The 14,124-nt window shown below is 39.9% G+C and carries 10 protein-coding genes and 2 pseudogenes; 6 read left to right on the forward strand and 6 right to left on the reverse strand.

Annotated features, from left to right (window positions below):
- Window positions 1-38 precede the first annotated feature (38 nt).
- On the forward strand, window positions 39-3,086 hold the full coding sequence (locus tag AN393_RS18000) for a TonB-dependent receptor (protein WP_055016662.1): 3,048 nt from the start codon (window positions 39-41) through the stop codon (window positions 3,084-3,086).
- A gap of 546 nt (window positions 3,087-3,632) precedes the next feature.
- Window positions 3,633-6,590: a TonB-dependent receptor gene (locus tag AN393_RS18005; protein WP_055016663.1), complete on the forward strand. Its 2,958-nt coding sequence runs from the start codon at window positions 3,633-3,635 to the stop codon at window positions 6,588-6,590.
- Between the two features lie 95 nt (window positions 6,591-6,685).
- On the opposite strand, the gene AN393_RS18010 is transcribed toward AN393_RS18005, so the two are convergent.
- Entirely contained in the window at window positions 6,686-7,495 is an 810-nt protein-coding gene (locus AN393_RS18010; RefSeq protein WP_082422792.1) for an alpha/beta fold hydrolase, read from the reverse strand.
- Window positions 7,483-8,433, reverse strand: coding sequence for an SDR family oxidoreductase (locus AN393_RS18015; RefSeq protein ID WP_055018797.1), 951 nt, complete (start codon window positions 8,431-8,433; stop codon window positions 7,483-7,485). Before AN393_RS18015 ends, AN393_RS18010 begins: the two co-directional genes overlap by 13 nt.
- Before the next feature lie 209 nt (window positions 8,434-8,642).
- Between AN393_RS18015 and AN393_RS18020 the strand changes: the two genes are divergently transcribed.
- Both AN393_RS18020 and AN393_RS18025 read left to right on the forward strand, forming a co-directional pair.
- Window positions 8,643-9,596 carry an AraC family transcriptional regulator gene (locus AN393_RS18020; RefSeq protein ID WP_055018798.1) on the forward strand — a complete coding sequence of 318 codons (954 nt, stop codon included), beginning with the start codon at window positions 8,643-8,645 and terminating at the stop codon, window positions 9,594-9,596.
- A 2-nt stretch (window positions 9,597-9,598) separates the two neighbouring features.
- On the forward strand, window positions 9,599-9,964 hold the full coding sequence (locus tag AN393_RS18025; protein WP_055016668.1) for a DUF4345 family protein: 366 nt from the start codon (window positions 9,599-9,601) through the stop codon (window positions 9,962-9,964).
- Window positions 9,965-10,051: 87 nt separating this feature from the next.
- Here the strand turns inward: AN393_RS18025 and AN393_RS18030 are convergent, their stop codons facing one another.
- A complete protein-coding gene (locus tag AN393_RS18030; protein WP_055016669.1) occupies window positions 10,052-10,285 on the reverse strand; it encodes a hypothetical protein in 234 nt (77 codons plus the stop codon).
- 416 nt (window positions 10,286-10,701) lie between these two features.
- Between AN393_RS18030 and AN393_RS18035 the strand changes: the two genes are divergently transcribed.
- Complete coding sequence (locus AN393_RS18035) at window positions 10,702-11,208, forward strand: RNA polymerase sigma factor (RefSeq protein WP_055018799.1); 507 nt, start codon at window positions 10,702-10,704, stop codon at window positions 11,206-11,208.
- A 1-nt stretch (window position 11,209) separates the two neighbouring features.
- A complete protein-coding gene (locus tag AN393_RS18040) occupies window positions 11,210-11,869 on the forward strand; it encodes a hypothetical protein (protein ID WP_055018800.1) in 660 nt (219 codons plus the stop codon).
- 231 nt (window positions 11,870-12,100) lie between these two features.
- On the opposite strand, the pseudogene AN393_RS20600 reads toward AN393_RS18040, so the two are convergent.
- From AN393_RS20600 to AN393_RS18050, 3 genes and pseudogenes are all read right to left on the reverse strand, one after another.
- Window positions 12,101-12,318: pseudogene (locus tag AN393_RS20600) on the reverse strand (endonuclease III); the annotation flags it as partial.
- An 82-nt stretch (window positions 12,319-12,400) separates the two neighbouring features.
- Entirely contained in the window at window positions 12,401-13,711 is a 1,311-nt protein-coding gene (locus AN393_RS18045; protein ID WP_235576217.1) for a serine hydrolase, read from the reverse strand.
- Window positions 13,712-13,927: 216 nt separating this feature from the next.
- Window positions 13,928-14,124 (reverse strand): annotated as a pseudogene (locus tag AN393_RS18050) (endonuclease III); the annotation flags it as partial.

Here is a 14,124-nt window from a genome sequence, read left to right on the forward strand (position 1 = left end):
CTACGCACAACACACACAATGATAAAGGAGAACGCGGCATGTCGTTAAAAATGGATCGAAGGCATCAACATTCTACAAACAGCTCTGTTTGTAATCATTTTGCACTTTCACCTGCTGCTAAGCTAATTAGAGCAAGTTTACTTGCTGGTATGGCAGGTTCATTGTCATTTAATGCTTTTGCTCAGCAAGAAGCCCAAGAAAAAGTGACTGAAGTAGAGCAAGATGTAGAAATCATCAGCGTTACGGGTACTCGTAGAACCATACAAGATCAAATTGCAATAAAACGTGAGGCAACAACCGTTGTTGATGGTTTATCTGCCGAAGATATTGGTGATTTACCAGCGCTCTCAATTGGTGAAGCGCTTGAGTCTATCACCGGTGCTGCATCACACCGTGAAAACGGCGGTGCTACCGAAATTACTATTCGTGGTTTAGGTCCATTTTTAAGTGCAACTCATATTAACGGCCGTGAAGCGACCAATGGTAGTGGTGACCGCTCTGTTAACTTTTCACAGTTTCCATCAGAGCTTGTAAAAAAAATCGCTATTTATAAAACACAAGATGCATCAATGATTGAAGGTGGTGTAGCAGGTGTAATAGCCCTTGAAACAGTAAGTCCACTTGATTACGGTAAGCAGCGAGTTCAGGGTGAGGTTAAATTAAACTACAATCCCGATGAAAGTAATGTAGAAAACTCATTGCAAAGTGATACAGGTTACCGTGGTACGTTTAGCTATGTTGATCAATTTGAGTTTGCCGATGGCCAAGCCGTGGGTGTGTCTTTTGGTGTACAGCGACAAGATATTAGCCAACCAGAGGCCGAATACAGAAGCTCAAGCCCATCAGGGTCTTCACTTTGGGCATGTTTAAATGATCCGACAAATACCAATGAAGGCTTTTACAGAGGTAGTGCGGGGGACTGTGAAGACCAAGTAAGTGGTAGCAATAACCAAGGTTACCAAACTGCAATAGACCCAGAAACTGGTAAAGCCGAAAGTGATGGCACACCATACGCTTGGACAGGCAGTAGCCGCAGCTATCGCCAAAATGAAACATCTGATGAGCGCGACGCTATATTTTTTGCAATGCAATACCAGCCGTCATCTGAGTGGGATATTAACTTTGATGCACAGATTTCTGACAGAACGCAAAAAGAAGCACGTCACGATTTAATCTTTTTACAAAAACGCGCAACGCCTGGTTTAACAGGCCCAACACTGGTTACTAACGATGTTGGCGGAATTTTACATTGGGAAGGTGAAGAGCGTATTGAATCTGCGGGTGAGCAATTCTCACGTGAAGAAAACTACCAAGGCTACGGTATTAATATTGAGCACACATTTACTGATCGCCTTACTGTAAATCTTGATTTAGCGTATTCAAAAACTGAGCGTGAAGAGCTACAAATTTCTAACCGTGGTAGAACCGCAGACCGTAATTTATTTAGCTGGGATATGGGCGATGAAATTCCTCATTTCACGTTAACCGACTTTGATGTAACAGATATTTCTAACTTTACTGATAGCCTACGTACGCGTTTAGATCGTGAAAATGTACGTGAAAACGAAATCAAATCGGCACGTATTGATTTTAACTACGCGTTAGAGGGCGATATATTTACCAGTATTGAAGGGGGTATTAGAGCTTCTGAATTAAGCTTCACTCAGTTTGGTGGTAGCCAAGGTAATGGCTCTCGTAATGAATACACCATAGGTGATGACTCCGCATTAGAGATACTTCAAGGCTGTCAAATTGACTTCCCTGAATCTGACTTTTTATCGAGCGTATCTGATGGCGATTTAATAACAAATATAGATAGTAGCGGTAATGTAATAAGCTCAGGGACAGGTTCCTCGTGGGCAACGTACGATAACGTGTGTTTCTCTCAAGCTGTAGCAGCTACAGACGCTGATTATACAGGTGAGTTTGGTTACCCTGATGTTGAGTATGAAAATGCCGGTACCATAGATGTTACTGAAAAAACCACATCAGTGTACTTAATGGCAAACTACGACACTGAAGTATTTGGTAAGTTTATTCGTGGTAACTTTGGTCTGCGTATTGTTGATACTGATGTTACATCGGTAGGCTTTAGAACAAATTACACTGTAGATGTAGATGAAACGACAGGCGCCGTAACCCTCGAGGAAGGGGATTCACTAGAAAGAACCGAAAGCGGCGGTGGTTATACTAAATACTTACCAAGCTTTAACTTAGTAGTTGATTACAGTGAAGACATTTTACTGCGTGCGGGTATTTACCGTGGTATGTCACGTGCTGACCCATCTGATTTAGGCTATGACCGCGACTTTGTAACAGACGATCAATCTGTTGCGTTATCGCTTTCTGACTTATTAACTGTAGATGGTTCTGGTAACCCTGATACTCAACCATTAATGTCATGGAACTACGACTTAGCCTTTGAATGGTACCCTAATGAAGATTCTATCTTAGCGCTAAGCCTATACTACAAACAGTTCCAAGGCGGCTTCCAGCAACAAACTGTGATTGAAGACTATGTGGTTGGCGGTGAAACGGTATCACTACCAGTGACTAACTCGGTAACAACCGATAATGATAGCGAAATACTGGGTTTAGAAGCCTCGTTCTCGTACCGTTGGGATAATGGTATTGGTGTAAAATTTGGCTATAACTTTGCAGATACTGACTTTGAGTTTGAAGATAGCTTATATGGCGATACATACGTTACCGACCTAGATGGCAATACCTCTCAACTAACTGCCGGTATTATTGAACCTGGTTCGGTGCCGGGTTTCTCAGAGCATGTATTTAGTAGCCAACTGTATTACCAAATAGGTGACTTTGATACGGCCATTATTTACAAATACCGTAGTGAATACTTCCAACCGTATACCAGTAATGGTACCCGCTTACGTTATGTTGATGCCGTAGGCGTTTGGGAAATGCGCGCATCGTATAAAATTAATAAACATTTTAGAATTAAAGCTGAGGCTATTAACTTGTTCAGTGCACCTAAATCACAAGATTTCTTTGTGGAAGATAACCTAGGTGAAGTAAACGACTACGGCCCACGTTTATTCTTAGGAATGAGCTTTAAACTGTAATAAATTAAAGAGCTCCCCAGTTTAAAACCCAATTAGTGCACCCCACTGGTTGGGTTTTTTATATAGAAGGCGAATATTACCCCTTCGATTTTTATAATGTATTACTAAATTAGCTTCGTTAAGACCGCACTTTCGCCCATTCTTTGAATTAGCCAAAAGTCTACTACCTTTATTCTGGTTGACCAATTAAGTCCTTAAAGCCAGCTAAATTTAAAAACAACCCACCATATATTAAAAAAATATATTGGCCCATTTGTATGAGTTTTAAACCAACCTTGTATCAAATTTAAACTGTTTTTATGTTTAAAATCACATTAAATACAAGTGGTTATATTGTGGTAAGTGACTTTTGTGACTTTGTCATGCCGAATTTTACTTTATTGGTAATGGGTGTTTCTGCTTTTTTTACGTAAAATGGTTTACCAATAGGTTGACCTTTTGGTGTTTTGCTGTAAATATTAAGTTAACCATTTAGATAAATGGTAAGGCGTTTAATAAAAAATATATAGCGAGTTACACATAGCACTGACACACACAGGAAAAACTATGAATCACAAGTTATCAAAAATTACGCTAGCAGTTGTATCTGCCACAGCAATAAACCTTTCTATGCCCACACACGCACAGGAAGCAAAGCCAATAGCAGAAGATGATGTAGAAATCATCGAAGTATCTGGCATTCGTCAATCTCTTACTAATGCGCTGGCGGAAAAACGCTCTGCAGATAGCTTAGTAGAAATTATTCAGTCAGAAGATATTGGTAAACTACCTGATCAAAACCTCGCTGAAGTATTAGAAAACGTAACGGGTATCCAAATTACCCGTCAAGCGGGTGTAGGTACCGGTGTACAAATACGTGGTACAGATGCTAACCGCACCGAAATTAATGGTGTATCAACGGTAGGCTCAGGATCTGGACGAAGTGGTATAAGCTTTGAAGATGTTTCAGCGTCAATTATTTCAAGTTTAGAGGTAATAAAGTCGCCTGAAGCGAAAACAATAGAGGGCTCTGTAGGTGGTACTATTAACCTAAAAACCATTCGCCCTTTACATTTAAGTGAGCAGCTGGCGACAATAAGAGTACAAGGTGAAAGTAGCAGTTTAAGCACAGATAGTGGCTTACAACCTCGTTTTTCAGGTACCTTTGCTGATAACTGGGAAGGTGATTACGGTAAATTTGGTGTGTTATTGAGCGGTAGTTACGCAGAGCAAGATGTAACGGCGTTTCGCCCACGTGCTGACAGAGATAACATTATAACTGCAGATAGCGGTGTAGCCAGTGCACAGTCTTTTGATTTTTTACCTATTCAATTTTTTGTACAAGATTACGATAACTACGAATACGAAACTAAAAACTTTGTAGGTACTATTGAATGGGCGCCAAACGATAACACAAAGTTTTACTTTGATGCGGTGGTTAACGATCAAGAACGTCGCCAAGAAAGCTCTCGTGTACAAGCATCGGGTGTAAGTGCGCTTAACGATATTTCTGTGCCAGATGAATTTGAAACCGTAAACTTAGGCTCATTGGGCGGAACTAACTTAGGCTCAATTCAAGCGGCCTTACGTGGTGTAATTCCGGTTAATTTAGAAAATGATGATGACGATCCTAACCTTCGCTTTTCAAGCGATACTAACTCGCGTGTTACCGACAGTAATATTTTTAGACTCGGTGGCGAATGGCAAGGTGATAAGTGGTTTGTAAGTGCTGAAATTGCATCATCATCTTCAGATACAACTACGCCTAGCTTTAATACTACGCTTAACTTTATTAACCCTAATGTGCCGTTAGATGCGGGTGGTGGTAATGATAATAGTGTGCCATTTGAATATGACTTATCGGGTGGTGCTTTAGCGTTTGGCATTGCAGAAGGTGCAGAGTACGCGCCAACGGTTGAACAACTACTAGACCCTGCGAATGTAGTGCTACGCGATGTAAATATTGGTCAAGATACGGTTGAAAACTCTGAAGATGCGTTCCGTATTGATTCAACCTATTACACTGATTCAATCGTAACCTCTATTGATTTTGGTTACCGTTACAGTAAATCGCAAAGCAAACAAAACGAAATTACATCAAGCGTTGGCCTAAGAACAATGGCAGATAGCCCAACCGGTGATTTGTTTGCTGATTTATTAGTTGCAGGTCCTGATAACTTTAACGAAGCTGATGGTCGCTCGTTATACATTGCTGACTTTTTATTAATTGACCCAGAGCTTGTTGCATCAGATCCTGATGCGGTACTTGCAACATTACAAAACGCCATGACTGTGCATGGATCAAGCAAAACATTAAATGCACCAACATCTAGCTCATCTGGTTTTTTTGATATAGAAGAAATCACCCATGCGCTATATGCACAAGCTAACTTTGAGTACGAAATGGTACGCGGTAATATTGGTGTGCGTTATATTCAAACTGATGTTGAGTCTACGGGTAACTCAGTTACAGAAGATGGCAGTGGCAATGAGCTTGTGACCCGAATTACTAATAAATCTGACTATGACTTTATTTTACCACGCTTAAACCTTGTAGCTGATGTATCAGAAGATGTACTCGTGCGCTTTGGTGTGGGTAAAGATATACGTCGCCCTGATTATAACGATTTATCTACCTCTATTACTTACAGCACAAGCCCAAATGACGAAGTTGAATTTGGTAACCCAGCGCTTAAACCTGAAGAAGTGCTTTCTTATGACTTATCTGCTGAATGGTATTTTGATGAAGCGAGTGTTGTCAGTGTGGGTATATTCCATAAAACCCGCAAAGATTTACATGTAAATCAGTTAACATCGCCAGTTGAAGACCCTGTAACAGGCTACCGCGATTTAACAGATCCATGTGAAGGCGGCGGTATATTTAACCCCATTGCAGATATAAACGTATTTGGCCCTGAAAATGGTCGTGGCGTATGTGTTGGTACAGAAACAAAAGTAAACGATAGTGGTGAAACAACCCAAAAAGGGATTGAGTTTGCGTTTCAATATGACTTATCGGGCTTTGAAGAAGACATTGGGTGGGCTTCTGGTTTTGGTGTGCTAGCTAACTACACAATCCAAGAGTTCTCAGGTGGTGAAACCGAAAATACCGCAACATCAAGAGCGGGTAGTGTATTTGCTGCAACTACAGGTACACCCGGTATTGAAGTGAGTGAAATTCAAGGTTTACTAAATCTTTCTGAAAATGCGTACAACATTACCCTTTACTACGAAAAATTTGGCCTGTCAGCTCGTATGCGTTATACGTGGCGTGAAGGGTATCGTTCAAATGACTTCGGTAGTACGTCTAGCTTCCCATGGGGTTTCCCTGTGGTACAAGAAGACCGTGGCCAGCTTAATGCAAGTATTAGCTATGATGTGAACGAACAACTAAATATTGGCTTAGAGGCAGTAAATATTACTGAGTCTGAAATTAGCCAATCATGTGTAAACGAAAGCGCACTATTGTGCTTCCAAGGTTTAACTGACCGTCGTATTACACTGGGTGCAAGTTACCGTTTTTAAAAAGTATGTTGAGAGTGTGTAGCCTTTGAACGGGCGCTCAAAAGCAAGCCATTTGGCTTGCTTTTTTTTGACCTTAAATTAGCCGCAGCTAGGAGTTAAAAAAGGGCGGTGGTTCTTCTTGTGGGGGGGGGAAATGCACCCGTTTGCAAAAAATTGAGTGTGTGCTGTATGACTTGTTGGTTGTAGCGCATTCCCGTGTGGCTTACATCAAGGGTAATAAAATCACGCATATTACTCAGTTTGGTTGATTCTACAGACACTAAGCCATCGTTTTTACCATTAAAATAATGCTGTGTAAGCGCGGATGCTTTAGTACCGGCTATTACACCTACATTAATGTCCAGCTCATCTATCGTGTTGCCTAGGCTGTTATCACCAGTAACGAGAGCTTGGCTTACACCGCCGGCTATATGCAATAACCATGAACCATTTAAATGATTAGCTAATTCGCTGCCTTTGTTGGGTGTGCCAATTAACACAACATTTCCTAGCTTATTGCTGTTTAAAACCGCGCTGTTATTTTGCAAGTAGGCTCTAATAATTAAGCCTCCTAGGGAATGGCCGACAAAATGTATTTTATTCGCATTAGAAATACAGGCGTTTATTTGTTTATTAGTTTGTAAAAGCAAGGCTTTAACGCTTTGCCCTATAGAGGCATAATCTAAGCTACATACTTTATAACGAGCACGCTTAAGCTGTTGGGCAAAGTAACGCATTGCCCAATCGCTTCTACCTAAGCCATGGGCAAGTACAACTAGCTCATCATTGGCTTTGTACTGTACAGGGCCACTATCGGTACTTTTACAGCCCGTTAGTAAAAGCAGAAGTATTAAGTGGCTTGCGAATATATTTTTATTACGTTTCCCCCTGCATACGCACTCTATTTGCGACACTATATTGACCATTTAAAAGCGACTTGCTGCTCAGTGACTGCCCATAGTTTGCTTAGCACAGGCTGCTCTAAAGCAAATGATTCAAGGGTGCATTCACCTACAGGGCCGCTCCAATTCCACCTGCCTGATGGCCCATAATAAGCGCGCTGTTTTAGGTTATGCTCGGTGGCACACATAACCTCAGGGTATGCACCTTGCTCTGCCGATTGCGCTAAGCCCATTTTGACTATTAGTGACCAGGTAAATCGGGTTGCAAAGTTAACATTATCGCCAATAAGAGAGGTATTAGCGGCACCTGGATGACACACAAACACTTGCACATTTTTATTTGCGGCGGCTATTTTACTTTGCAGTTCATAGGCAAACATCATTTGTGCAAGTTTACTGTGGCAGTAGGTTTTGTTTGGGTGGTAGTTTTTATTCCAATTCATGTCATCAAATTGAATCGTTTTAAGCCCCATTTTGTAACCTTCACTGGCAACCACAACAATACGTCCGTTCGATTGCTCTATTTTGTTAAAAAGTAAACCACACAGTAAAAAGTGCCCATAGTGGTTAACCCCTAGCTGACTTTCAAAGCCGTCTTTAGTAAATTGCTGAGTCGCGACCTGCGCAATCGCACCGTTACAAATAAGTGCATCTATGTGTGGCACAGTTTGTAATACCTCGTTGGCTGCATGGCGCACTGAGGCAAGCTCTGCTAAGTCCATTTTTATAAAACTCACCTCAGTATTATCGCCAAACTCTTGTTTTAACTTAGCAATAGCTTCATCTGATTTTAAAGGGTTACGATTGAGCATAACAACTTTTGCGCCTTTAGCGAGTAATAGTCGGGTTGCTTCAAAACCTGCGCCTGTATTTGCTCCCGTTATTAAATAGCATTTACCGACTAAAGAACTGAGTTGGTCGGGAGTCCAGCCAGAAGGGCCAAATGGGTTAGATGCGCTCATTAGTTAAATTCCTATCAATAGTTAAGTATAAATATGCAGTACAGGGCTATGCACATTGTTCTACATTGCTTGTTAGGTAATATAACTCTCGCTACTAGGTGTAACTAGGCGATATCCTCTTTAAAATATGCCTATTTGTATCATTGCATTGAGAATGTGTATTTGCGGTGCTAGATTAGAATTATTCTATATTTAAAGGGTATGGGTGTATGAGCAAACACCAGATTAAACAACTTATACAAAACAAGCTGTCTTTTAACGAAGTAAACAGCGATGAAAATTATACCCAAGGGCTAATAGAAACGGGTATTAAAGGTGTTCAGCTGTTTAAAGTAACGCACGCTATGCGCTGTGCACCTGCGGTTTACGAGCCGTGTATTGTTGCCATAGTCAGTGGCGCTAAAGAAGCCATACTCGATGGTAAGCACTTTATTTACGATGAACATAATTATATGTGCTGCCCTATGTCTATGCCGGTAGAAGCGGGTACACCCACGGCGTCACCTGAGAACCCCTTGCTAGGCGTTATTGTATCGCTAGATACAAAAGTGATGACCGAATTATCTATTACCATGGCTGCAGAAGGCGTAAAAAAACACGCATCAGCCCCCAAAACACAGGGGCTTACACTCGCAGCGTGGGATGACTCCTTCAGCGATTCATTATTACGATTGCTGCAACTTGTAGGCAACCCTGTAGATATTGCAGTTTTAGGTGAAGGGCGACTGCGAGAATTATATTTCGCCATATTAAACGGACAGGCAGGGAGTAGTGTGCACCAAGCCTTTGGCGTCGGAAACGACATCGCACGCTCAATTGATTATTTGGTATCTCGATTAGATGAGACCATAACCATAGACGATATGGCAGCAAAAATTGGCGTAAGTAGGGCCGTTTTGCATCGAAAATTTAAAGATGCGACCAGTATGTCGCCGATTCAATTTGTTAAATCTATGCGCTTAAATACCGCCGCGATGAAAATTGCAACGGGTATGAACGTAAGTTCGGCGGCCATGTCGGTAGGCTATGTGAGCTCATCACAATTTAGTAGAGAGTTTAAGCGTATGTATGGGCAATCGCCAAAGCAGTGGAGTCAAGCAAAAGAGTTACCTGGGGAGCTTGTTGATCAAGCGATTAATCAAGCAACCAGCCTGAGGAATTAATCATGGATAATATAGTTATTTTTAAGGTTGTTGGTGCGCTGCTAATTATTTTTGGCATAGTGTTAGCTGCCAACCCTGAGCTAATAAGCAATAAACCCGTCCCTAGCGACACTTTTAAGGCCGTAGAGCGCAGAATTTGGTGGGGGTTATTTATTGGTTTTGGTTTATTACTGCAATTTCATTATCAGCTAGTACCTTGGCAAGCTACCATAGCCGCAACACTGTCATCGTTACTTGTAGGGCTTTTAATCGCAAGGCTTATTGGCATTATATTAGATGGTTCGGTAGCAAAACAGTGGCTAAATGTTGGTATTGAAATAGTGATACTGGCGCCTCTAATTTGGTGGTATTTAAAAGTACGTACTTAGTATCAGAGTTAAACCGCTATAAATCTTAGTATCGTCTTAGAGTGTAACGCTTAATACCTTTAAGGCGTGATAAGCAAACAAAGGCGTTTATCCATGAGCTTTACTGTGAGTTAGCGCCATTTCTTCAGACCAAGGTACATAGAGTACGGGAGTTAAGTTTTTATTATCGGCCAAAATTACTTTCGCGATTGGCTGTGCGAAATATTCAGTTGGCTCAAATGAGCAAATATCTTTTAGATTAATTGAAATATAACAATTTGCTTTTTTGATTAATAAAGCTGATTCATCCATACGTGCATGAACTGTTATTTGTAAGTTCATGTAAGGAACCATCGATACTATGTGTTCACCTAAGTGAAATCTTTCTCGCTCTATCTCATCGCCTATTGCTATATTAAAAAATTCTTTTAACTAGGAGTGCGCTTTTAATAGCAGGCAGAAAAGAGAGCTAACTCCTCGCTTTGCTCTCTTACTTAGCTTACTACTCCCTCCAATAATTATTTTTTAAATAGTTGTGATTATTTCAGCGATACTGCGAATAACTAGATAAGACGATTATGTGAGTATTACAGTGCAGCTAAAGTCTTTATATTTAAATATGTACAGGCTGTGTTGCATTAGCCAAAGCGCCGCACTTTATTACTTTTAAAAACAGATGCATTAGAAATTAAACACAATGAAACTGTGATGAGCCAACTACGTGAAGAGATTAATTTAAATTATGGATTTATGCCTACATGAACACTAATAAAAAAGCACGCTTTGCTCAAACAATGGAGCAGCATAAAGGCATTATCTATAAAGTTGTAAACTCGTACTGTCAAAACCAACACGACAGGCAAGACCTAGCGCAAGAAATACTCACCACCCTGTGGCTTGCTTATGATAATTACGACAAAGACTATAAGTTTTCTACGTGGATGTACCGAATCGCGCTGAATGTGGCAATTTCCTATTACCGCAAAGACAGTAAACGAGAAGATAAAGCCAATGAGAGTGAGCAGTGCATTGTGCACATAGCCGACCTATCAGCGCACGATGATAAAAGCGAAGAGGTTAAGCAGCTTTATGAATTTATAGCAAAGCTCGATAAGTTAAATAAAGCCATTATGTTGCTGTATTTGGAAGAGGAGCCTCACGAAAGAATAGCGACGAGTTTAGGCATAAGTAAAACCAATGTCGCTACGCGAATAGGCCGAATTAAAGAAACACTAAAAAATCAATTTGAGAAACAGGGGGCTTAGTATGAATTTAGATAATTTTAAAAACACATGGCAGCAGCAAAATAGTGTTAACGAATTGGCCATTACAATAAACCAATCACTGCTGAGCGAAACAAAACTGAATAAACAAATGAAAGAGCTTAATACTATGAAATGGGCACGTATTATTGAAAGCGCAGCTTTCTTCTTTATCATTTTGTTATTGGGCCAGTATATTGCAAAAAACGTTAGTGTTTCAGCGCCTGTAATATCTGCTTTAATCTTGGCTGTATTTGCCATTGTTGGCCTTGCGGGTAATATTGGCCAAATAGTGCATATGGCTAACGTTGATTATGCAAAGCCAATTAGCCAAGTTCAAAAAGACATTTATTGCCTTTGCTCACATAAATTACAACTAACTAAATTGTTATTTATGTCTGCCCCTTTTTATATGGCTTATGTGTTTATTGGGTTTGATGTGTTATTTGAAATTGACTTATTTGCACACCTAGAGCAACACATGGTTTGGTTTTACAGTGTGTCATCACTACTACTTTTAATTGCCACTGGCTGCGTATTAGCTAAACTAAACTACACAAATATCGCAACTCCTTGGGTTAAATGCACCATTGCATTTATTGTCGGTGAGCGTTTAGTGAATATAGCGCAATTTATCAATAGTATAGAATCAACAGACAGCTAAATAATTAGCTGTCTTACTTTCAAAAACACAATATCGTTATTCGAAGTTAGTCTGTTTTGTCTTTAAACTCACACACGTCTTCAATAATACCAATCGTGTTAAGTTATTCGTCACTTATAGCGACAGATAAATAGGGCGGTTACAAGGCATAATTTTTACATGTAGTTGTTCTACTTGAGAAGTTTATAACGCCGCAAGCGCTTTATTTAGCTCGCTAGAATGACTAAATATTTAAGTCGATTGGTATACACAGCTGCCGCATTTAGGCTTACGGGCAACGCAAGTATAGCGCCCGTGTAGTATTAGGCAGTGATGTACGTCTACTTTAAATTCTTTAGGGACAACCTTTTCAAGTTTTTGCTCAACAGCAACTACATTTACCCATTGCAAATTTGGTGCAGTTAGAAACACGAAAAATGCGTGTCTACGGCAATGGTCGGCCAGCCTAAAGATAAGGAAAATAGATTTTATTTTAAACTATGGCCTCGCAGCATACCCATATTGACGGTCATTTTTGTGCGATAAACGTACTTATAGTTGCTTATTATGACCATAATTGTCACTTACATAATCACTTTTAAAATCGGATTTAATTGCTAACGACTTACGAAAAGTGCTTTTCGCCATTTCAAAGTCTCCTTTTGATAAGTAAGCAAATGCTAAGCTATCGTATACTTGCGGCGCATCAGGGAAAAGGGATATCAAATACTTAAACATATCAAACGCTGCTGTCCACGATTCTGACTTAAGCAGCTCCATACCTAATTCATTGATTGTTCGACCAAGAAACTGCTTATAACCGTTCTCGCGGTATGTCTTCTTAAAGTGTTTAACAAACCCTTTTGGGCCACTTGATTGGTAATATTCGAAAGCAAAGTTTTTTTCCAATGGCTTTATCGGTTCATATTTACCATTTTGAATAAAAGACAAAATTCGGCCAGAAATGCGCTCTGCAATTAGGTGATCGGTATTGGCCAAGACGACAATTTCATAACCATTTTCCAAATCAACCTCAACAGCAGCACTCACTCCCAACCCTCCACCATATGCGGCCCAGTGGGAGCCATCCATTGCAAATGACTTACGATTTGTATGGTCAGAGTTCTTTAGTAGTTTATCGGTATAAAAGAGTGCACGATAAAACTGTTGAACATCTATAGCTGTAGACTCAATACCGCCATCCGGGCTGGGATGTTCTGTAACACCAACTCGTTTCAACGTATTATTGTACTTATAGGTATATCGTATCGACTGGTGCTCATGATAGTTCATAGGCTTGAAGGTTGTTGATGACATGCCAACTGGATTGAAAATATTGTTTGCAAGTAACTTTTCGAATGATTGGCCTGTAACTTTTTCAAGAATGACACCCAACACTATATAACCGTAGTTTGAATATTTATAATCACTATCAGGTTCGAATAAGAGAGGGGTGTCTATTAACAGTTTTAGTTTTTTGTCTAGAGTATCAAACGCGAGTTGATTCTCACGATATTCAGCTACAAAGATATCAGCAAATCCAGCCCTATGATTTAGTAAATGTTCAATTGTAATTTTCTCGGCATGAAGCTGTTTAAAGCCTAACTCAAACGTAATGAGTTTGTCACTTAACTTTAGCTTTCCAGCTTCTACCTGTTTCAAAATTAGGACTTTGGTGAAGTCTTTCATTATTGATCCAAGATTAAAGCGGCTTTGGGTTCTGTTCTTTAATTCTTTTTCAATATCCTGAAAACCATAAGAAGATGAAAATACCTCTTTACTATCTTTCGTTATCAGCACATTTCCTGAAAACCATCCCATTTGTTGGTATTGAATTACGATGTTATCTGCAACTTCAGACACTTTTATATTCTTATTTTGTGTATTTTTCTCGACTGCATAAGCCATTGAAAATATTGAAAAGTATATAAGAAGGATTACAGTGAAATTTCGAATCATTAGCGTGACACTATTCTTTTAAATTAATTTAGTAGTGAGTTAATTGCATAGGATTTTGTTGCAACATTTCTCACTTTTTTAATTAAACTATTAATAACAAACTTCATAACCCATTGCTAGTTAATCAGTTTTGTCTTTAAACTCACACAAGTCTTCTATTATACACGAGCCGCATTTAGGCTTACGGGCAACGTAAGTATAGCGCCCGTGTAGTATTAACCAGTGGTATACGTCTACTTTAAATTCTTTAGGGACAACCTTTTCAAGTTTTTGCTCAACAGCAACTACATCTTTACCCATCGCAAATTTGGTGCGGT

Origin of the sequence: Pseudoalteromonas sp. P1-25 (assembly GCF_001401805.1) — a bacterium.
Classification (GTDB): Bacteria; Pseudomonadota; Gammaproteobacteria; order Enterobacterales; family Alteromonadaceae; genus Pseudoalteromonas.